This is a genomic window from Ideonella benzenivorans, from assembly GCF_020387415.1.
GTDB lineage: Bacteria > Pseudomonadota > Gammaproteobacteria > Burkholderiales > Burkholderiaceae_C > Ideonella > Ideonella benzenivorans.
Window position 1 is genome coordinate 38431 of record NZ_JAGWCB010000012.1, and the last position, 19661, is coordinate 58091.

At 65.9% G+C, this 19661-nt stretch carries 21 protein-coding genes and 1 tRNA gene; 4 read left to right on the forward strand and 18 right to left on the reverse strand.

Annotated elements, in window-relative coordinates; all coding sequences use genetic code 11:
* Window positions 1-63 precede the first annotated feature (63 nt).
* From KGA65_RS12860 to tsaD, 8 genes are all read right to left on the reverse strand, one after another.
* Window positions 64-423, reverse strand: coding sequence for an NADH-quinone oxidoreductase subunit A (locus tag KGA65_RS12860; protein ID WP_225863531.1), 360 nt, complete (start codon window positions 421-423; stop codon window positions 64-66).
* A gap of 154 nt (window positions 424-577) precedes the next feature.
* Window positions 578-662, reverse strand: a tRNA-Leu gene (locus KGA65_RS12865).
* A 123-nt stretch (window positions 663-785) separates the two neighbouring features.
* Complete coding sequence (gene secG / locus KGA65_RS12870) at window positions 786-1133, reverse strand: preprotein translocase subunit SecG (protein ID WP_225863532.1); 348 nt, start codon at window positions 1131-1133, stop codon at window positions 786-788.
* 49 nt (window positions 1134-1182) lie between these two features.
* Window positions 1183-1923, reverse strand: coding sequence for a triose-phosphate isomerase (gene tpiA, locus KGA65_RS12875; protein ID WP_225863533.1), 741 nt, complete (start codon window positions 1921-1923; stop codon window positions 1183-1185).
* Window positions 1924-1965: 42 nt separating this feature from the next.
* The gene (locus KGA65_RS12880; RefSeq protein ID WP_225863534.1) at window positions 1966-2958 is read right to left on the reverse strand and encodes an NAD(P)H-quinone oxidoreductase; all 993 of its coding nucleotides are present in this window, start codon (window positions 2956-2958) and stop codon (window positions 1966-1968) included.
* 9 nt (window positions 2959-2967) lie between these two features.
* The gene (gene pnp / locus KGA65_RS12885) at window positions 2968-5232 is read right to left on the reverse strand and encodes a polyribonucleotide nucleotidyltransferase (protein ID WP_225863535.1); all 2265 of its coding nucleotides are present in this window, start codon (window positions 5230-5232) and stop codon (window positions 2968-2970) included.
* Window positions 5233-5442: 210 nt separating this feature from the next.
* Complete coding sequence (gene rpsO / locus KGA65_RS12890; protein WP_225863536.1) at window positions 5443-5712, reverse strand: 30S ribosomal protein S15; 270 nt, start codon at window positions 5710-5712, stop codon at window positions 5443-5445.
* Between the two features lie 179 nt (window positions 5713-5891).
* Window positions 5892-6920 carry a tRNA (adenosine(37)-N6)-threonylcarbamoyltransferase complex transferase subunit TsaD gene (gene tsaD / locus KGA65_RS12895; RefSeq protein WP_225863537.1) on the reverse strand — a complete coding sequence of 343 codons (1029 nt, stop codon included), beginning with the start codon at window positions 6918-6920 and terminating at the stop codon, window positions 5892-5894.
* 143 nt (window positions 6921-7063) lie between these two features.
* On the opposite strand from tsaD, the gene KGA65_RS12900 reads away from it, so the two are divergent.
* A complete protein-coding gene (locus KGA65_RS12900; protein WP_225863538.1) occupies window positions 7064-7327 on the forward strand; it encodes a hypothetical protein in 264 nt (87 codons plus the stop codon).
* 17 nt (window positions 7328-7344) lie between these two features.
* Here the strand turns inward: KGA65_RS12900 and fdx are convergent, their stop codons facing one another.
* The 10 genes from fdx to uvrB all read right to left on the reverse strand — a co-directional run bounded on the left by fdx (window position 7345) and on the right by uvrB (window position 16129).
* Window positions 7345-7683, reverse strand: coding sequence for an ISC system 2Fe-2S type ferredoxin (gene fdx, locus KGA65_RS12905; RefSeq protein ID WP_225863539.1), 339 nt, complete (start codon window positions 7681-7683; stop codon window positions 7345-7347).
* A 23-nt stretch (window positions 7684-7706) separates the two neighbouring features.
* Window positions 7707-9563 carry a Fe-S protein assembly chaperone HscA gene (gene hscA / locus KGA65_RS12910; RefSeq protein WP_225863540.1) on the reverse strand — a complete coding sequence of 619 codons (1857 nt, stop codon included), beginning with the start codon at window positions 9561-9563 and terminating at the stop codon, window positions 7707-7709.
* A gap of 9 nt (window positions 9564-9572) precedes the next feature.
* Window positions 9573-10091, reverse strand: coding sequence for a Fe-S protein assembly co-chaperone HscB (hscB, locus tag KGA65_RS12915; protein ID WP_225863541.1), 519 nt, complete (start codon window positions 10089-10091; stop codon window positions 9573-9575).
* Complete coding sequence (locus KGA65_RS12920; protein WP_225863542.1) at window positions 10088-10582, reverse strand: GNAT family N-acetyltransferase; 495 nt, start codon at window positions 10580-10582, stop codon at window positions 10088-10090. The genes hscB and KGA65_RS12920 overlap by 4 nt, the downstream gene beginning before the upstream one ends.
* A gap of 86 nt (window positions 10583-10668) precedes the next feature.
* Window positions 10669-10992 carry an iron-sulfur cluster assembly protein IscA gene (gene iscA, locus KGA65_RS12925; RefSeq protein WP_225863543.1) on the reverse strand — a complete coding sequence of 108 codons (324 nt, stop codon included), beginning with the start codon at window positions 10990-10992 and terminating at the stop codon, window positions 10669-10671.
* 4 nt (window positions 10993-10996) lie between these two features.
* Window positions 10997-11398, reverse strand: a complete 402-nt coding sequence (iscU, locus tag KGA65_RS12930) for a Fe-S cluster assembly scaffold IscU (RefSeq protein ID WP_225863544.1) — start codon at window positions 11396-11398, stop codon at window positions 10997-10999.
* A 30-nt stretch (window positions 11399-11428) separates the two neighbouring features.
* Entirely contained in the window at window positions 11429-12649 is a 1221-nt protein-coding gene (locus KGA65_RS12935) for an IscS subfamily cysteine desulfurase (RefSeq protein WP_225863545.1), read from the reverse strand.
* A gap of 68 nt (window positions 12650-12717) precedes the next feature.
* The gene (locus KGA65_RS12940) at window positions 12718-13251 is read right to left on the reverse strand and encodes a Fe-S cluster assembly transcription factor (RefSeq protein ID WP_225863546.1); all 534 of its coding nucleotides are present in this window, start codon (window positions 13249-13251) and stop codon (window positions 12718-12720) included.
* 262 nt (window positions 13252-13513) lie between these two features.
* The gene (locus tag KGA65_RS12945) at window positions 13514-14005 is read right to left on the reverse strand and encodes a low molecular weight protein-tyrosine-phosphatase (protein WP_225863547.1); all 492 of its coding nucleotides are present in this window, start codon (window positions 14003-14005) and stop codon (window positions 13514-13516) included.
* Window positions 14006-16129, reverse strand: coding sequence for an excinuclease ABC subunit UvrB (gene uvrB, locus KGA65_RS12950; protein ID WP_225863548.1), 2124 nt, complete (start codon window positions 16127-16129; stop codon window positions 14006-14008).
* Window positions 16130-16272: 143 nt separating this feature from the next.
* On the opposite strand from uvrB, the gene KGA65_RS12955 reads away from it, so the two are divergent.
* From KGA65_RS12955 to KGA65_RS12965, 3 genes are all read left to right on the forward strand, one after another.
* The gene (locus tag KGA65_RS12955) at window positions 16273-17463 is read left to right on the forward strand and encodes an amino acid aminotransferase (protein WP_225863549.1); all 1191 of its coding nucleotides are present in this window, start codon (window positions 16273-16275) and stop codon (window positions 17461-17463) included.
* Between the two features lie 35 nt (window positions 17464-17498).
* Complete coding sequence (locus KGA65_RS12960) at window positions 17499-18188, forward strand: DUF6445 family protein (RefSeq protein WP_225863550.1); 690 nt, start codon at window positions 17499-17501, stop codon at window positions 18186-18188.
* Between the two features lie 170 nt (window positions 18189-18358).
* Complete coding sequence (locus KGA65_RS12965) at window positions 18359-19660, forward strand: polyhydroxyalkanoate depolymerase (RefSeq protein WP_225863551.1); 1302 nt, start codon at window positions 18359-18361, stop codon at window positions 19658-19660.
* The last annotated feature ends 1 nt before the right edge of the window (window position 19661 follow it).

The following is a 19661-nucleotide window of genomic DNA, read 5'->3' on the forward strand; positions in this document are numbered from 1 at the left end:
TGTGCTTCTCGCTGTGACCGTGGTGCCCTGCGTCGGACACCACCTCGAACACCCGGCCCGGGATCATTCCCAGTCGAGAGCGCCCTTCTTCCATTCGTAGGCAAAGCCGACCACCAGGATCGACAGAAACACCATCATCGCCCAGAAACCTGACGCGCCGATGTCTTTGAGCGCCACTGCCCATGGGAACAGAAAGGCGATTTCCAGGTCGAACAGGATGAAGAGAATGGCGACGAGGTAGTAACGGACGTCGAACTTCATGCGTGCGTCTTCGAATGCCTCGAAGCCACACTCATAGGGAGAGTTCTTTTCCGCGTCCGGGCGGTTCGGCCCCAGCAGGAAGCCCAGGATCTGGGGAGCAATCCCCACCAGGGTACCGACCAGGATGAAGAGGATGACGGGGAGATAAGGTTGCAGGTCCATGGTCGGAGTGTTCCAGCAGTCGTCAATGTCCCATCCGGACGTGAAAAAGGCGCGCCACCCCCGGGGTGACACCCCGGACGCTGCGCGCCCAGCCTGTCCCCGATGGTCTCAGGGCGCCCGACAGGACTCCGGATGAGGATCCTGTCATCGAATTTGGTGCCGACGGCGAGACTCGAACTCGCACAGCTTTCGCCACTACCCCCTCAAGATAGCGTGTCTACCAATTTCACCACGTCGGCATCAAGTTGTCTGTCGTCCAATGACGGTCCGGTTGGCTTGAGGACTTGCTCACCGAACAGCCACTGATTCTAACGTGAAAAATGACTTATCTCAGCTCTCGAGCAAGTCATTCAGAGAGTTTGTTAATTGGAGACAGCCGAAGCAGGCGTTTGCACCGCCGTCGGAATCTGCGGCACGGCCGGGGCGGCCTTCTCCAGGACGCTGCCCGTGTCCGCCGGCTGCGCGCGCGAGACGCTGTTGGACATGAAGGCCAGGCCCAGGGTCGACAGGAAGAACACCGTGGCGCAGACCGCCGTGCTGCGCGACAGGAAGCTCGCGCTGCCGGTGGCGCCAAACAGACTGCCCGAGGCACCGCTGCCAAACGAGGCCCCCATGTCGGCCCCCTTGCCATGCTGCATCAGCACCAGCCCGATCATGATGATGGCGGCCAGCATCTGCAGGACCATCAGCAGGTTCATCCAGATATGCATGAGTCGTACTCCAATGATGTGAGAAAAGTGACGTCTGCCCGCCAGCCAGTCAGCCAGCAGCCCGGCAGATCGCCACGAAGTCTTCGGCCTTCAGTGCGGCGCCACCGATCAGACCGCCGTCGATGTCTGTTTGTGCGAACAGACTGATCGCGTTGTCCGGCTTGACGCTGCCACCGTACAGCAGCTTCATGGCGTCAGCCCGCGGCGTGGCCGCCTTGAGCTGAGCCCGCAGCACGGCATGCACTGCCTGGGCCTGCTCAGGCGAAGCCGTGCGCCCGGTACCGATGGCCCAGACCGGCTCGTAGGCCACGACCATCTCGCCCACGCAGTGGGCCAGTTTCTGGATCACCACCGACAGCTGACGCTTGACCACGGCCTCGGTCTCGCCAGCATCGCGCTGGGCCAGGGTCTCCCCCACGCACACGATGGGCGTGATACCACGCGCCAGCGCGGCCTTGGCCTTCTCGGCCACGACCTGATCGGTCTCGCCATGGTAGGCCCGCCGCTCCGAATGGCCGACGATCACATAACGGCAGCCGAACTCGGCGAGCATGCCCACTGACACCTCTCCGGTGTAGGCCCCTTGCTCATGCACGGAACAGTCCTGGGCACCCCAGCGCACATCGGTGCCGGCCAGGGTCACGGCGGTCTCGGACAGGTACGGGAAGGGCACGCACACCGCCACATCGCATCCAAAGGGACGCGCACCGACGATGCCAGCCAGCAGTTCGGCATTCGCCTTGCGACTGCCATGCATCTTCCAGTTGCCAACCACGAGCTTGCGTCGCATGGAACCTCTCTTGTCTCTCTTGTTTTGTGGGATGGGCCCGCGTCAGGCCGTCCAGTCCAGCACGATCTTGCCGACATGCTGGTTGGACTCCATCAGCACGTGAGCCTGCACCGCCTCCGCGGCCGGGAAGACCTGCGCGATCACCGGACGGATGCGCCCAGCCTCGATCAGCGGCCACACCTGCTCGCGCAGCGCCGCGGCAATGGCCGCCTTGAAGGCCACCGGACGCGGACGCAGCGTCGAGCCGGTGATGGTCAGACGCCGCAACAGCACCTGTCCGGCGTGGAACTCGCTCTTCACCCCCCCCTGGATCGCGATGATCACGATGCGACCATCGTCCGCCAGGCAGGACACCTCGCGGGCCACGTAATCACCGGCCACCATGTCCAGGATCACATCCGCGCCATGCCCGCCGGTGAGGCGTTTGACCTCCTCGGCAAAGTCGCTGACCCGGTAATTGATGGCATGGTCGGCCCCCAGCGCGATGCAGGCGGCGCACTTCTCATCGCTGCCGGCTGTCACCAGCACGGTCGCGCCAAAGGCCTTGCCCAGCTGGATCGCCGTGACGCCGATGCCGCTGGATCCCCCCTGCACCAGCAGGAACTCGCCAGCCTTCAGCTGCCCCCGGTCGAACACGTTCGACCAGACGGTGAAGAAGGTCTCGGGCAGGCTGGCCGCTTCGACCAGGCTCAGCCCGCGCGGAACCGGCAGACACTGGGCCAACGGCACCACACACAGCTCGGCATACCCCCCGCCGGCCACGAGGCCGCAAACGGCATCGCCCAACCGAAGACCCGCCGCAGCCAACGCCGTGACGTCTCCAGCAACGATCTCCCCCGCCACTTCCAGACCGGGCAGGTCGGAAGCACCGGGAGGGGGGGCGTAGTGCCCCTTGCGCTGGATGACGTCCGGACGGTTCACCCCCGAGGCGCGGACCCGCACCAGCACCTCACCCGCCCCGGGGACCGGGTCGGGGCGCACGGCCTCGACCAAGACCTCCGGCGGTCCGAAACGGCTGATCTCGATCGCGCGCATCGGATGGGCTTACTGCTGCTGTTGCTGCTGTTGCTGGTCGGCACCTTCGCCGTTGCCAACGGCTTCCGGCGCGGCCTGCTCGGCACGCTCGCGACGCGGACGCTCACTGCGTTCGCCCCGCTCCCGGCGTTCACCACGTTCCCGCGGCGCGCGCTCGTAGCGCTCTTCTTCCATGCCCTCCGGACGCTCCTGCAGTGCCTTCATCGACAGCTTGATGCGACCCTTCTCGTCGGTTTCCAGCACCTTGACCTTGACGATCTGACCTTCGTGCAGGAAGTCGGACACCTTCTCCACGCGCTGGTGGGCGATCTGGCTGATGTGCAGCAGGCCGTCCTTGCCCGGCAGGATGTTGACCAGGGCACCGAAGTCCAGGATCTTGGTGACCGGGCCTTCGTAGACCTTGCCCACTTCCGCCTCGGCGGTGATCTCGGTGATGCGCTTCTTGGCGAACTCGGCCTTGTCAGCGTCGGTCGAGGCGATGGTGATGGTGCCATCTTCACCGATGTCGATCGTGCAGCCGGTTTCCTCGGTCAGCGCGCGGATGGTGGCGCCTCCCTTGCCGATCACGTCACGGATCTTCTCCGGGTTGATCTTCATGGTGTACAGACGCGGGGCGAACTGCGAGACCTCGGTCTTCGCACCGCCCATGGCTTCCACCATCTTGCCCAGGATGTGCATGCGGGCTTCCTTGGCCTGGGCCAGCGCCACCTGCATGATCTCCTTGGTGATGCCCTGGATCTTGATGTCCATCTGCAGCGCGTTCACGCCCTGCGTGGTGCCGGCCACCTTGAAGTCCATGTCACCCAGGTGATCTTCATCGCCCAGGATGTCGGTCAGCACCGCGAAGCGGTTGCCTTCCTTGATCAGGCCCATCGCGATGCCAGCCACGTGGGCCTTCATCGGCACGCCGGCATCCATCAGCGCCAGGCAGCCGCCGCACACGGAGGCCATCGACGAGGAGCCGTTGGACTCGGTGATTTCCGAGACCACGCGGATGCTGTACGGGAAGTCTTCCTTGCTGGGCAGGCAGGCCACCAGGGCCCGCTTGGCCAGACGGCCGTGGCCGATCTCGCGGCGCTTGGGGCTGCCCACGCGACCAGTTTCACCGGTGGCGAACGGCGGCATGTTGTAGTGCAGCATGAAGGACTCGCTGTACTCGCCGGCCAGCGCGTCGATCACCTGGGCGTCGCGGTCCGTGCCCAGCGTGGCGGCCACCAGGGCCTGGGTCTCGCCACGGGTGAACAGCGCCGAGCCGTGGGCGCGCGGCAGCACGCCGGAGCGGATCTCGATCGGACGCACGGTGCGGGTGTCACGACCGTCGATGCGGGGCTCGCCGGCCAGGATTTGACCGCGCACGATGCGGGCCTCGATCTCGAACAGCAGACCATCGACTTCCACGCCGTCAAAGGCCAGGCCTTGCTCGGTCAGCGCGCCCTTCACGGCGGCATAGGCTTCACGGCAGGCCTGGGTGCGGGCCTGCTTGGAACGGATCTGGTAGGCCGCGCGCAGTTGCGGCTCGGCCAGCTCGGCCACCTTGGCGATGAAGGCTTCGTCCTTGGCCGGCGGCTGCCAGTCCCAGGCGGGCTTGCCGGCTTCGCGCACCAGTTCATGGATGGCGTTGATGGCCGCCTTGCCTTGCTCGTGGCCAAACACCACGGCACCCAGCATCACGTCTTCGGACAGCTGGTCGGCCTCGGATTCCACCATCAGCACGGCGGCTTCGGTGCCCGCCACGACCAGATCCAGCTTGGAATCGGCCAGCTGGGTCTTGCCCGGGTTCAGCACGTACTCGCCGTTGATGTAGCCCACGCGGGCGGCACCGATCGGACCGTTGAACGGGATGCCCGACACGGCCAGCGCGGCGGAGGTGGCGATCATCGCAGCGATGTCGGCCTGGACTTCCGGGTTCAGGCTCAGCACGTGCACGACGACCTGCACTTCGTTGAAGAAGCCTTCCGGGAACAGCGGGCGGATCGGACGGTCGATCAGACGGCTGGTCAGGGTCTCCAGCTCACTGGGGCGGCCTTCGCGCTTGAAGAAGCTGCCCGGGATCTTGCCCGCAGCGTAGGTCTTCTCGATGTAGTCGACCGTCAGCGGGAAGAAGTCCTGGCCGGGCTTCGGCTCGGTCTTGGCGACCACGGTGGCCAGCACCACGGTGTCATCGATATTGACGACCACGGCACCGCTGGATTGGCGGGCGATCTCGCCCGTCTCCATGGTGACCTGGTGCGAACCCCATTGGAAGGTCTTGGTGACTTTGTTGAACATGCTCATGGATGTCTCCGGTGAACGCGGCGCACTTGCGGCGGCGCCGGGGGACCGGGAGTCACCGAGTCGGGCGGTATGTCATTCCAGCGGACGGAACCCGCCCGGCCGCTGGAATGACACGACAGTACCCCGAATCCGGCTGCACTCCTCGAATAGACAAAGAGCCTGTGCTGGGAGTGAATCCAGACAGGCTCTTGGTCATGCGTGCCCGGCCAATTACTTGCGCAGGCCCAGCTTTTGAATCAGAGCGGTGTAACGGTCAGCGTCCTTGTCCTTCAGGTAGGACAGCAGGCGCTTGCGCTGGTTGACCATCTTCAGCAGACCGCGGCGGCCATGGTGATCCTTGGCGTGGGTCTTGAAGTGGGGGGTCAGCTCGTTGATGCGAGCGGTCAGCAGGGCCACTTGCACTTCAGGCGAACCGGTGTCGTTGGCGCTGCGCGCGTGGGCCTTGACGATGTCGGCCTTGATGAGGTCTGCCACGGACATGGCGATTTCCTTTGTTGTGTGGATTCCGCCAAGCCACGCCACCGCTCTCCAGGAGCTGTGCAGCGCCACCCCAACGGTTTCCGTTGATGACTCGCGGTCGCAGGTGAAACCAACCCGCGCCGTGCTTTTCCCTGAGATCCTCAACGGATCACGGAATTCGTGAGTATAGCCGAATCCGCTCAGGCGGCCATCAGATCCCAGCGCGGGCGGACCTCGAAGCTGTAGCGGGTGGCGGGCTGCGCCAAGCCAGCCTGCCAGCGCATGGCCGCGGCCAGCGCGATCATGGCGCCGTTGTCGGTGCACAGGGACAGTTCCGGATAGTGGACGCGCCAATGGCGTTTGGCCGCCGCGTCATCGAGCGCCGCCCGCAGCGCCCGGTTGGCACTCACCCCACCCGCCACCACCAGGCGTTTCAGACCGGTGGCCTTCATGGCCTTGATCGATTTCTGAGCCAGCACATCGACGATGGCGGCCTGGGCACTGGCGGCCACGTCGGCCCGCTGGACCTCGGTCGGCGCAGGCCCCAGTTTGCGCAGCGTGGTCATCACGGCGGTCTTCAGCCCGGCAAAGGAAAAATCCAGGTTCGGCTGATGCAGCAGCGGCCGTGGCAACTCATAGGCATCGGCCCGCCCCGTCTCGGCCAGGCGGGACAAGGCCGGGCCGCCCGGATAACCCAGCCCCAGCAGCTTGGCGGACTTATCAAAGGCCTCGCCCGCCGCATCGTCGATGGTTTCGCCCAGCAGGGTGTAGTGCCCCACCCCATCGACCCGCATCAGTTGGGTGTGACCGCCCGACACCAGCAGCGCCACAAAGGGAAACGCAGGCGGATCGGCCGACAGGAACGGCGAGAGCAGGTGCCCTTCCAGGTGGTGCACGGCCAGCGTCGGTTTGTTCAAGGCTGCCGCCAGGGCGGTGGCCACCCCGGCCCCCACCAGCAGAGCACCCGCCAACCCCGGCCCCTGGGTGTAGGCCACGGCGTCGATGTCCTGCAGCGTCAGGCCGGCCGCCTGCAAGGCCTCCCGCGCCAGCGGAATGGCGCGACGCACATGGTCGCGTGAGGCCAACTCCGGCACCACCCCGCCATAGGCCTGGTGCATGCGAATCTGGCTGTAGAGCGCCTGGCCCAACAGCACGGGCACGCCCGTGGGGACACAGCGCACGATGGCCACGCCGGTTTCGTCACAGGAGGACTCGAATCCCAGGATCACCGCTTCGCGAGGGTTTGTCACAAAAAAATTCCCTTCTGCTTGATCTAGGGCTGTGCCATTGTCACCAACTTTGGTGAGAATCAGTGGTCGATGATTCCACGAGGGCATTGCGAATGCCCCGCCATTCCGAGGACGTTGGGACCATGAAGGAATACAAGATCACGGCTTGGCCTGATTTGCCCGCAGAGTTTCGGCGCACGGCGTACCGGCGCATGGTGAGCGAGTTGTCGCAGCGCCATGTCTCGGAAGCGCATCTGCAGAAATGCACCGGTGCTTCGGCCGCCGAGGTGATGCGCTTGCTGGATTACCTGGAAACCTGCGAACTGCTCGACACCCAGGAAACGGCCGATGGCCTTCCCAAACGCCGGCGGTTTTCCTGGCCCTTCCACATCTTCGCCAATTCCTGAACCACCCGCCGCAGAACTCAGTGGTTCTCGCGGGCGTGGTTGATGGTGTATTTGGGAATCTCGATCGTCACATCCTCTGAGCCCAGAATGGCCTGACAGGACAGACGCGAGGTGGGCGTGAGGCCCCAGGCCTTGTCCAGCAGGTCTTCCTCGATCTCGTCGGGTTCCCCCAGCGAACGGTAGCCCTCCTTCACCACCACATGGCAGGTGGTGCAGGCGCAGCTCATCTCACAGGCATGCTCAATGGCGATGTCATGGTCGAGCAGGGCTTCGCAAATGGACGTGCCAGTGGGCGCCTGGATCTCCGCCCCCTTGGGGCACAGGCTGGCATGCGGCAGGATTCGGATGATGGGCATGGGGAGTCGTCGTCAGACTGGGTTCAGAGGGTGTCCAGGCGTCGCCCAGTCAGCGCTGCCTGGATGCCGCGGTTCATGCGGGCGGCGGCAAAGGCCTCGGTCGCCTTGGCCAAGGCCTCGATGGCCTGGGTGATGGCATCGGGTTGATCGCCCGCCCGGACATCCCGCAGGTTGGCCATCTGGGCGTCGATCGCCTCTCGCTCAGTTGCCTGCAGCAAGTCACCATCGGCCGCCAGGGCCGCCTGGGTGGCCAGCAGCATGCGGTCCGCCTCCACCTGGGCCTCGCGCAGCGCCCGGGCCCGCATGTCCCCTTCCGCACTGGAAAAGCCCTCACGCAGCATGCGGGCGATGTCCTCATCGGCCAGCCCGTAGCTGGGCTTGACCTGCACGGCGGCTTCCACACCGGTGGTCTGCTCGCGCGCTGACACACTCAGCAGGCCATCGGCATCCACCTGAAAGCTCACCCGGATGCGGGCGGCCCCAGCCGCCATCGGCGGAATGCCCCGCAGTTCGAAACGCGCCAGCGAGCGGCAATCCGACACCAGCTCCCGCTCGCCCTGCACCACATGGATGGCCATTGCGGTCTGGCCGTCCTTGAAGGTGGTGAAATCCTGCGCCTTGGCCACCGGGATGGTGGTGTTGCGCTCGATCACGCGCTCCACCAACCCGCCCATGGTTTCCAGCCCCAGGGACAGGGGAATCACGTCCAGCAGCAGCAATTCGCCGTCGGCCGCATTGCCCGCCAGGGCATTGGCCTGGATGGCGGCGCCGAGGGCCACCACCTGGTCCGGGTTCAGGTTGGTCAGCGGCGGTCGGCCGAAGAACTCGCCCACCGCCGCCCGGACGGCGGGCACCCGGGTCGAGCCCCCCACCATCACCACGCCTTGCACCTCGTCGCGGGTGACACGCGCATCCCGCAATGCGCGGCGAACCGCCTGCAGCGTGCGGTCCACCAGCCCCCGGGTCAGGGCATCGAACTGAGTCCGGCTGACGGCCACGCTCCATTCGCGACCGCCCACCGACGCATGCAACGTCACCTGCTCGTTCGTGGTCAACGCTTCCTTGGCGGCACGCGCGGCCACCAGCAGGCTGCGCTTGTCCTGCGGCGTGCGAGGCATCATCCCGGCCTGCGCCGCAGCCCAATCGGCCAGCGCGTGGTCGAAGTCATCGCCACCGAGCGCGGCATCGCCCCCCGTGGCCACCACCTCGAAGACGCCGTGCGAGAGCCGCAGCAGCGAGATGTCGAAGGTACCGCCTCCCAGGTCATAGACCGCATAGAGACCTTCCGAGCCGTTGTCCAACCCGTAGGCCACGGCCGCGGCAGTCGGCTCGTTGATCAGGCGCAGCACGTTCAGGCCCGCCAGCTGGGCGGCGTCCTTGGTGGCCTGGCGCTGTGCATCGTCGAAGTAAGCTGGCACCGTGATCACCGCGCCAAAAATCTCATCGTCGAAGGTGTCTTCGGCGCGGAAGCGCAGCGTGGCCAGGATCTCGGCCGACACCTCGACGGGCGTCTTCACGCCCTGCCGCGTCTGCAGCGCCACCATGCCGGGCTGGTCGACGAAGTGGTAAGGCAGCCGTTCGTGGCCTGCCACATCCGCCAGCCTGCGCCCCATGAAGCGCTTGACCGAGACCACCGTGTTCTCCGGGTCCTCGGCCTGCACCTCCGCGGCCTCCCAGCCGATCTGGCGACCGTCGCCTTCCAGGTAGCGCACCACGGATGGCAGCATCACCCGGCCCTGTGCATCGGGCAGGCACTCGGCCACGCCATGACGCACCGAGGCCACCAGGGAATTGGTGGTCCCCAGGTCGATGCCGATCGCGATGCGGCGTTGATGGGGATCCGGCGCCTGGCCGGGCTCGGAGATCTGCAGCAGAGCCATGGGAAAGATTCAGGAGTCCAGTGCCTCCAGCCGACGGTCGATGTCGGCCCGGAAGCGGTTCACGAACATCAGTGCGCGAACCTGTTGCGCCGCCGCAGCGGCATCGTGGGCCTGGTCGAGCAGACGTTCCAGCTCGGCCAGCATGCGTTGTTCCTCGGCCACCACCTGGTGGTCCAGCCCCTCGACGGCGGCGACATCGCCGGCCTCGTCGAGTGCCTCGCGCCATTCCATCTGTTGCATCAGAAAGCTCGTCGGCATGGCGGTGTTGCTCTCAGCCCCCACCTCCGCACCCGCCAGTTCGCACAGATAGCCCCCCCGGGCGAGCGGATCCTTCAGACGACGGTAGGCCTCGTTCACCCGCACGGCCCACTGCATGGCCACACGCTGGGCCGCCGGCCCTTCGGCCGCGAAGCGATCCGGGTGGACCTGGGTCTGCAGGTCCCGCCAGCGCTGATCCAGCGCAGCGCGATCCAGATGGAACTGCCGAGGCAGGCCGAACAAGGTGAAGTCGTCGTCTTGCAGGTTCATACCGAGAGTCGTTTTTCGTAGAACACCGACAAACCGTTGTCCGGATAGCCGGCAAACGGTCCCCGACGCGTGTAGCCACAGCGCTCGTACAAGCGAATCGCTTCGTGCTGGTCGCGTCCGGTCTCCAGCGTTGCAAGGGACAGGCCGGCCGCCAGCAGACGCTGCTCCAGCGCACTCAACACCTGCTCGGCAATGCGGCGTCCCCGGGCGGCCGGCAACACGAACATGCGCTTGACCTCGCCATAGGGCTGGCCCGCAGTGTCCGGCTCGCCCGGCATGCGGCGCATCGCGCCACAGCCCACCAGTTGTCCGTCCAGCTCCGCAACCAGAAAGTCGATGTCGGGCGCCAGCAATGCCGCCACATCCAGAATGTGGTTGTCTTCGGGCGCATACAGCGAACCGAGGTAGGCATCCAATGCGTCCAGCATGGCCACGACCTCGGGGCGGTCAGCACGCTCGGGACGAATGACAAGGGCGGTGGGTTCAGTCATACAAGGCAACAAAAAGGCGCGGCCCCGGGGCACCGCGCCATCGACTCAGGGCCGTCATTGTCGGCCAAACGGGAACGCCTCTTCCGTCAGATGCGGAAGGACTCCCCACAGCCACAACGGTCCTTTTCGCGCGGGTTGTGGAACTTGAAGCCTTCGTTCAGGCCTTCACGGACAAAGTCCAGCTCCGTGCCGTCGAGGTAAGGCAGGCTCTTCGGGTCCACCAGCACCTTGACGCCATGCTTTTCGAACACGATGTCCTCCGGGGCCACTTCGTCGGCGTACTCCAGCTTGTAGGCCAGGCCGGAGCAACCGGTGGTCTTGACCCCCAGCCGCACCCCCACGCCCTTGCCGCGACGGCTCAGGTAGCGGGTGACGTGCCGAGCGGCAGCTTCGGTGAGCGTGACAGCCATGGTCTCAGTCCACCTTCTCCGGGCTGGTGGCCTTGGCGCGGTAGTCGTCGACCGCCGCCTTGATGGCGTCCTCGGCCAGGATCGAGCAGTGGATCTTCACCGGCGGCAGCGCCAGTTCCTCGGCGATCTGGGTGTTCTTGATCTCCAGGGCCTGATCCAGCGTCTTGCCCTTGACCCACTCGGTCACCAGCGAACTGGATGCGATGGCCGAGCCGCAGCCATAGGTCTTGAAGCGGGCATCCTCGATCAGCCCGGTGGCCGGGTTGACCTTGATCTGCAGCTTCATCACGTCGCCACAGGCCGGCGCGCCGACCATGCCCGTGCCCACCGTGTCGTCGCCCTTGTCGAAGCTGCCGACGTTGCGGGGATGTTCGTAGTGGTCGATGACCTTGTCGCTGTATGCCATGTCTAACTCCTGAACTTCACGGTGCGGCGCTCAGTGCGCGCTCCATTGGATGGTCGACAGATCGACGCCCTCGCGGTACAGGTCCCACAGCGGGGACAGCTCGCGCAACTTGGCCACGCGGTCCTTCAGCGTGGCGATGGCGTAGTCGATCTCTTCCTCGGTCGTGAAACGGCCGATGGTCATGCGCAGGGACGAGTGCGCCAGTTCATCGCTGCGGCCCAGGGCACGCAGCACGTAGCTGGGTTCCAGGCTGGCCGAGGTGCAGGCCGAGCCCGACGACACCGCCAGCCCTTTCACGCCCATGATCAACGACTCGCCCTCGACGAAATTGAACGAGATGTTCAGGTTGTGCGGCACACGGCGGGTCAGGTCACCGTTGATGAACACCTGCTCGATCTCGGTCAGGCCCTTGACCAGACGCTCGTGCAAGGCCCGGATGCGCGGCAGCTCCAGGGCCATCTCTTCCTTGGCGATGCGGTAGGCCTCGCCCATGCCGACGATCTGGTGCGTCGGCAACGTGCCCGAGCGCAGACCACGCTCATGGCCACCGCCGTGCATCTGCGCTTCCAGGCGCACGCGCGGCTTGCGGCGCACGTACAGCGCACCGATGCCCTTGGGGCCGTAGCTCTTGTGCGAAGCCAGGCTCATCAGGTCGATCGGCAGCGTCTTGACGTCGATCTCGACCTTGCCAGTGGCCTGGGCGGCATCCACATGGAACAGCACGCCGTGCTCGCGGCAGATCGCCCCCAGCGCGGGGATGTCCTGGATCACACCGATCTCGTTGTTCACGAACATCACCGAGGCCAGGATGGTGTCGGGCCGGATGGCGGCCTTGAAGGCCTCCAGGTCCAGCAGGCCATCGGGCTGCACATCCAGGTAGGTCACCTCGAAGCCCTGGCGCTCCAGCTCCCGCATCGGGTCCAGAATGGCCTTGTGCTCGGTCTTGACCGTGATGAGGTGCTTGCCCTTCGTCTGGTAGAAGTGGGCCGCCCCCTTCAAGGCCAGGTTGTCCGATTCGGTCGCGCCGCTGGTCCAGACAATCTCACGCGGGTCGGCACCGATCAGGTCGGCCACCTGCTGGCGGGCCTTCTCGACGGCCTCCTCGGCCTCCCAGCCCCAGGCGTGGCTGCGCGACGCCGGGTTGCCAAAGTGCTCCCGCAGCCAGGGAATCATGGCGTCCACCACGCGGGGGTCCACCGGGGTGGTGGCGCCATAGTCCATGTAGATCGGGAAATGCGGAGTCATGTCCATGATGAATCTTCTAGACGGCGCAGCCGCGGCGCGCCCCCTGGCGCCCGCTCTGTCCGCACGACAAATGCTTATTTCGAAAAGGCGTTGCCCAGGGCGAACACCGAATTCGGTGCGGTCACCTTGATGGGCTTGACCACCGGCACGGTGGAAATGGCCCGTTTGACCGGCGCTTCCTCGATGGTCAGGCCCTTGGCCAGCTGGTCGTCGACCAGCTTGCGCAGGTTGATCGAATCCAGGTACTCGATCATCTTGGCGTTCAGGTTGGACCAGAGTTCGTGGGTCATGCAGCGGCCGATGTCATCGCCCATGCAGTTTTCCTTGCCGCCGCAACCCGTGGCATCGATGGGTTCATCCACGGCCACGATGATGTCGGCGACGCTGATCTCTTCGGCCTTGCGGCCCAGCGAGTAGCCGCCGCCCGGCCCACGGGTGCTCTCCACCAGTTCGTGACGGCGGAGCTTGCCGAACAGCTGTTCCAGGTAGGACAGGGAAATCTGCTGACGCTGACTGATGGCAGCCAACGCCACCGGCCCATTGGTGGACCGCAGCGCCAGATCAATCATCGCCGTGACGGCGAAACGGCCCTTGGTGGTCAGACGCATGTGAATCTCCTGTCAACTCGGTTGGCGACGGAGTCACGGCACCATGCCGTGCCTCCGCTGGACGTGGCCTCGCCAGTCCCGTCCTGGCACCAGCCAGAGCGGGTCAACCCTCGGTTGTTCCCGAGCGTTTTGGTCGATTATACACGAAGCCGAGTCTTTTAGTCGAGATTGGCGCCGACAAGTTCCCCAGCCCCGTGCGGAGGCCGCCGTCCCCCGGTCCAAGCAAGATCGCCGCCAGCCGATCCGGCCGTCGTTCAGACTGTCACAGCCCGGTCACGTCCAGCTGATCCAGGAAGCCCTCGCAGGCCGCGTCGACCATGTCGAGCACCTGCTCGAAGCCCTCCGGGCCGCCGTAGTAGGGGTCCGGCACTTCGCGCAGCGGGTGCTCGGGCGCGAAATCCATCAACAGACGGATCCGCCCCTGCAGGCCCGGCGGGCACTGCGCTTGCAGCGCCCGCGCGTGGCCGCGGTCCAGCGCCAGCAGCCAGTCGAATTGGGAGAAGTCCGCCAATTCGACCTGTCGGGCCCGCAGACGGCTCAAGTCCAACCCGCGCCGGGCGGCATGGACCTGCGAGCGCCGATCCGGCGGCTCGCCCACGTGGTAATCGGCGATCCCCGCCGAATCCACCTGCACCCGATCGGCCCAGCCGCGCTCGGCGGCCCGCCCACGCAACACCGCCTCCGCGGTGGGAGAGCGGCAGATGTTGCCGGTGCAGACCATCAACACCCTGACCACGCGGTCCCCCATGCTCATTCAGGCCTTGGCCGCGCCAGGGAACGGCACCACATTGCCGTCATGCACCGGACCGCCACCAAAGGCCTGTTCGCGCAGCGCGGCCAGTTGGTCGCGCACCCGGGCGGCCTTCTCGAACTCCAGGTTGCGGGCATGTTCCAGCATCTGTTTTTCCAGCGCCTTGATGCGCTTGGACAGATCCTTCTCGGACAGCACCTCGACCTCCGCCGCCTGCTGGGCCAGCCGCAGGTCGTCCTGCCCGGACTTGTCCACCACCACGCCATCGATCAGCTCACGCACCTGCTTGTGAATGCCGCGCGGCACGATGCCATGGGCCTCGTTGTAGGCGATCTGCTTGGCGCGCCGGCGTTCAGTCTCGCCAATGGCCTTCTTCATCGATTCGGTGATCCTGTCCGCATACAGGATGGCCCGGCCATGGACGTTGCGCGCCGCCCGGCCGATGGTCTGGATCAGGCTGCGCTCGGCCCGCAGGAAGCCTTCCTTGTCGGCGTCCAGGATGGCCACCAGGCTCACCTCGGGGATGTCCAGGCCCTCGCGCAGCAGGTTGATGCCCACCAGCACGTCGAAGGTGCCCAGGCGCAGGTCGCGCAGGATCTCCACCCGCTCCACCGTGTCGATGTCGGAGTGCAGGTAGCGCACCTTGACCCCGTTCTCGGTCAGGTAGTCGGTCAGCTGCTCGGCCATGCGCTTGGTCAGCGTGGTGATCAACACCCGCTCGCCCAGCTCCACCGTGGTCCGGATCTCCTGCAGCACATCGTCCACCTGCTGGGTGGCCGGCCGCACCTCGACCAGCGGGTCCACCAGGCCAGTGGGGCGCACCACCTGCTCGACCACCTGGCCGGCATGGGTCTTTTCGTAATCGGCCGGCGTGGCCGAGACGAAGATGCACTGCCGCATGCGCCGCTCGAACTCCTCGAACTTCAAGGGCCGGTTGTCCAGCGCACTGGGCAGGCGGAAGCCGTATTCGACCAGCGTGGTCTTGCGGGCCCGGTCCCCGTTGTACATGCCGCCCAGCTGACCGATCAGCACATGGCTTTCGTCCAGGAACATCACGGCGTCGGCCGGCATGTAGTCCACCATGGTCGGTGGCGGATCACCGGGCTTGGCGCCGGAGAGATGGCGCGAGTAGTTCTCGATGCCCTTGCAGTGCCCCACCTCCTGCAGCATCTCCAGGTCGAAGCGGGTGCGCTGCTCCAGGCGCTGAGCCTCGACCAGCTTGCCTTCCTTGATGAAGAAGTCCAGGCGCTCGCGCAGTTCGGCCTTGATGCCCTCAATGGCGGTCAGCACCGTCTCACGCGGCGTCACGTAATGGCTGGCCGGGTAGATCACAAAGCGCGGGATCTTCTGGCGCACCTGGCCGGTCAGCGGGTCCAGCAGCGCCAGCCCATCGATCTCGTCGTCGAACAGCTCGATGCGCACCGCCAGCTCGGAATGTTCGGCCGGAAAGACGTCGATGGTGTCGCCCCGCACACGGAAGGTGCCGCGGCCGAAATCCATGTCGTTGCGGGTGTACTGCATGCGGATCAGGTGGGCGATCAGGTCGCGCTGCCCGACCTTGTCCCCGCTGCGGAGGATCAAGCGCATCTGCGTGTAATCCTCGGGCTTGCCAATGCCGTAGATGGCACTGACCGAGGCGACCACGATGGTGTCGCGCCGCTCCAGCACGCTCTTGGTGGCCGACAGCCGCATCTGCTCGATGTGCTCGTTGATCGCGCTGTCCTTCTCGATGAACAGGTCGCGCTGCGGCACATAAGCCTCGGGCTGGTAGTAGTCGTAATAGCTGACGAAGTACTCCACCGCGTTCTTCGGGAAGAACTCGCGGAACTCGCTGTAGAGCTGCGCCGCCAGCGTCTTGTTGGGCGCGAACACGATGGCCGGCCGGCCCAGACGGGCGATCACGTTGGCCATCGTGAAGGTCTTGCCCGAGCCCGTCACGCCCAGCAGGGTCTGGTAGGCCAGACCGTCTTCCACCCCTTCCACCAGTTGCTCGATGGCGGCCGGCTGGTCACCCGCCGGCGGATAGGGCTGGAACAGCTGGAACGGCGAGCCCGGGTAGGTGACGAACTGCCCCTGGGGAGCCGCGACGGGCGGCTCGGACACGGTGGCGGCAGTGGCATCGGACATGGGGTCTTCCCTCGGTGAGCGCGTAAAATCTGGACGACCCGGCGAACTCCGGTCTTCCGGGTCAATCTGACAGCGTAGCGCATTCACTGAAACAGCGCCGACTGTCTGCACTCCCCGCACCATCTCCTGAACAGGATTTCTCCATGTCGCTCTTCGCTGCCGTCGAAATGGCCCCGCGCGACCCCATCCTGGGGCTCAACGAACAGTTCAACGCGGACCCCAACCCCGCCAAGGTCAATCTGGGCGTGGGTGTGTACACCGACGAAAACGGCAAGCTCCCCCTGCTGGCCTGCGTGAAGGCTGCCGAGACCCAGCTGGTCGAAGCGGCCCGTGCCCGCGGCTATGTGCCCATCGACGGCCTGCCCGCCTATGACAAGGCCGTGCAGACCCTGGTCTTTGGCGAAGGCAGCGACGTGCTGCCCCGCGTGGCCACCGTGCAGGCCCTGGGCGGCACCGGCGGCCTGAAGGTCGGCGCCGACTTCCTGAAGAAGGTGAACCCGAACGCCAAGGTGCTGGTCAGCAACCCCAGCTGGGAAAACCACCGCGCGCTGTTCACCAACGCCGGCTTCCAGGTCGACAGCTACCCCTACTACGACGCCGAGAAGAAGGGCGTGAACTTCGAGGGCATGCTGGCGGCGCTGAACGCCGCGGCTGCCGGCACGGTCATCGTGCTGCACGCCTGCTGCCACAACCCGACCGGCTACGACCTGGTGCCCGCCCAGTGGGAACAGGTCATCGCCGCGGTGAAGGCCCGCAATCTGGTGGCCTTCCTGGACATGGCCTACCAAGGCTTCGGCGACGGCATCGCCGAGGACGGCGCGGTCGTCAGCCAGTTCGTGAAGTCGGGCCTGAGCTTCTTCGTCGCGACCTCGTTTTCCAAGAGCTTCTCGCTCTATGGCGAGCGCGTGGGCTCGCTGAACGTGGTCTGCGCCTCGGCCGAGGAAAAGGCCAAGGTGGTGTCACAGCTGAAGGTCACCATCCGCACCAACTACTCCAACCCGCCGACCCACGGCGCCCAGGTGGTGGCCACGGTGCTGTCCACCCCGGCCCTGCGGGCCCAGTGGGAGGAGGAACTGGCCACGATGCGCAACCGCATCAAGGCCATGCGCGCCAAGCTGGTCGAGCGCCTGCAGGCCCACGGCGTCAAGGGTGACCTGAGCTTCATCACCACCCAGCGCGGCATGTTCAGCTACTCCGGTCTGAGCAAGCCGCAGATGGAACGCCTGCGCAACGAGTTCGGTGTCTACGGTGTCGACTCCGGCCGCATCTGTGTGGCCGCCCTGAACGACAAGAACATCGACTACGTGGCCGCGTCCATCGCCAAGGTGATGTGATCGCACGGGCGCGGGAAGCCGGACAATCCGGCGCCATGAACCCGCGCCCGCCTCAGCCGGTGACCCCCAAGGCCCACCGGCTGATCTACCGCCCGCCCCTGCTGGGGCGGGACTATTGGATCCTCGACGACGCCCTGCCCGACCCTGTGGCAGTGCGCCAGCGGCTGCTGCAGCGCCAGGACTGGGTGCTGGGCGCCCCCCACCGGCCGGAAGCTTGGCCTGGCATGCGCGCCCAGCCGGCGCTGACGCCCGAGGAACTGGCGCCGCTCGAGGCCTGGGCCCGGCAACAGACCCGCCAGAAGAAGCTGTTTGCCGTCGGTGCTGGCCTGCAGGGCAGCCAGTTCAACCACAACTGCGTGCAACTGGTGGGCGCAGGCGAATCCGGCCCTCGGCCCCATACCGATTCGCGCCGGCTGTGCAAGTACGCCGCCGTGCTGTACCTCAATCCGGAGGTGCCGGACCATTGCGGCACGGCCCTCTACCGGGTTCGGCTGCCGGATGGTTCGCCGGGTGGCAACACCCTGCCTGCCCGCTTCAGCAACCTGGTCGAGGCGCTGGACAGCCGCTTCGTCCCGCCCGACCTGTTCGTGCAGGATCTGGCTTTCGACCACCGCTTCAACCGGCTGGTCATGTACAAGGCCGACCTGATCCACAGTGCCACAGGCTACTGGGGCCAGACCCTGGCGGACAAGCGCATGACCCTGGTGTTTTTCTGGATGGCCTGAGCCCCTCCCAGGGGGAACACGGATGCGGTCAGCCCCAATGGCGGGCCGGGATGTTGCGGTGCACAATGCGCTCAGAATCGGATGTCAGACAGATCTGACGGCCGTGGCTGGGCCGCGGCACGCCGGACAGCCCGCCGGCCCCAGGCCGGCACAACCGCGGAGCATGCTTCATGCTGTACCAGATCTATGAAACCCAGCGCGCGCTGCTGGCCCCGTTTTCCGAGTTCGCCAGCGCGACCGCCAAGCTCTACAGCCACCCGATGTCGCCGTTTGCGCATGTGCCGATGTCCCAGCGCTGGGCCGCGGGCCTGGACCTGATGCACCGGGTGACCAAGGAATATGAACGTCCCGAATTCAACATCCGCTCCGTCGATGTGAAGGGTGTGCCGGTCGCGGTGCAGGAGCAGGTGGCCATCCACAAGCCGTTCTGCGACCTGATCCGCTTCAAGCGCTTCACCGACAACGCCGAGGCGCTGGACACGATGAAGGGCCAGCCGGTGGTGCTGGTGGTGGCGCCATTGTCGGGCCACCATGCCACGCTGCTGCGCGACACCGTGCGCAGCCTGCTGCAAGACCACAAGGTCTACATCACCCGCTGGACCGATGCCCGGCTGGTCCCGCAGGAGGACGGCGACTTTCATCTGAACGACTATGTGGCCTATGTGCAGGAGTTCATCCGCCACATCGGCCCGGAGGTGCACGTCATCTCCGTCTGCCAGCCCACCGTGCCGGTGCTGGCCGCCATTTCGCTGCAGGCGACGACGGGGGATGTGGTGCCGCGCAGCATGACGATGATGGGCGGTCCCATCGACGCCCGACGCTCGCCCACCGCGGTGAACAACCTGGCCATGAGCAAGAGCTTCGAGTGGTTCGAGAACAACGTCATCTACCGTGTGCCCCCCAACTACCCGGGGGCCGGCCGCCGCGTCTACCCGGGCTTCCTGCAGCACACCGGCTTCGTGGCGATGAACCCGGACCGCCACCTCAGCTCGCACTACGACTACTTCCTGGACCTGGTGCGTGGCGACGGCGAAAGCGCCGAGGCGCACCGCGAGTTCTATGACGAGTACAACGCCGTGCTCGACATGCCAGCCGATTACTACCTGGACACCATCAAGACCGTGTTCCAGGATTTCGCCCTGGTCAACGGCAGCTGGGTGGTGGATGGCGTGCGCGTCGCCCCGGAGGACATCACCACCACCGCACTGCTGACGGTCGAAGGCGAACGCGACGACATCTCCGGCGCCGGCCAGACGCGTGCGGCGCACGACCTGTGCCACAACATCCCGGCGGACCGCCAGTTCCATTATGACGTCGAAGGCGCGGGCCACTATGGCATCTTCTCCGGCCGACGCTGGCGCGAAAACGTCTACCCGGTCGTGCGGGACTTCATCCTGCGCTTCAACCAACCGGCCCAGGCAGCGGCTCCCGCCCCGGCCAGCAAGCATAGCGCCCCCCGCAAGGTGGCCTGAG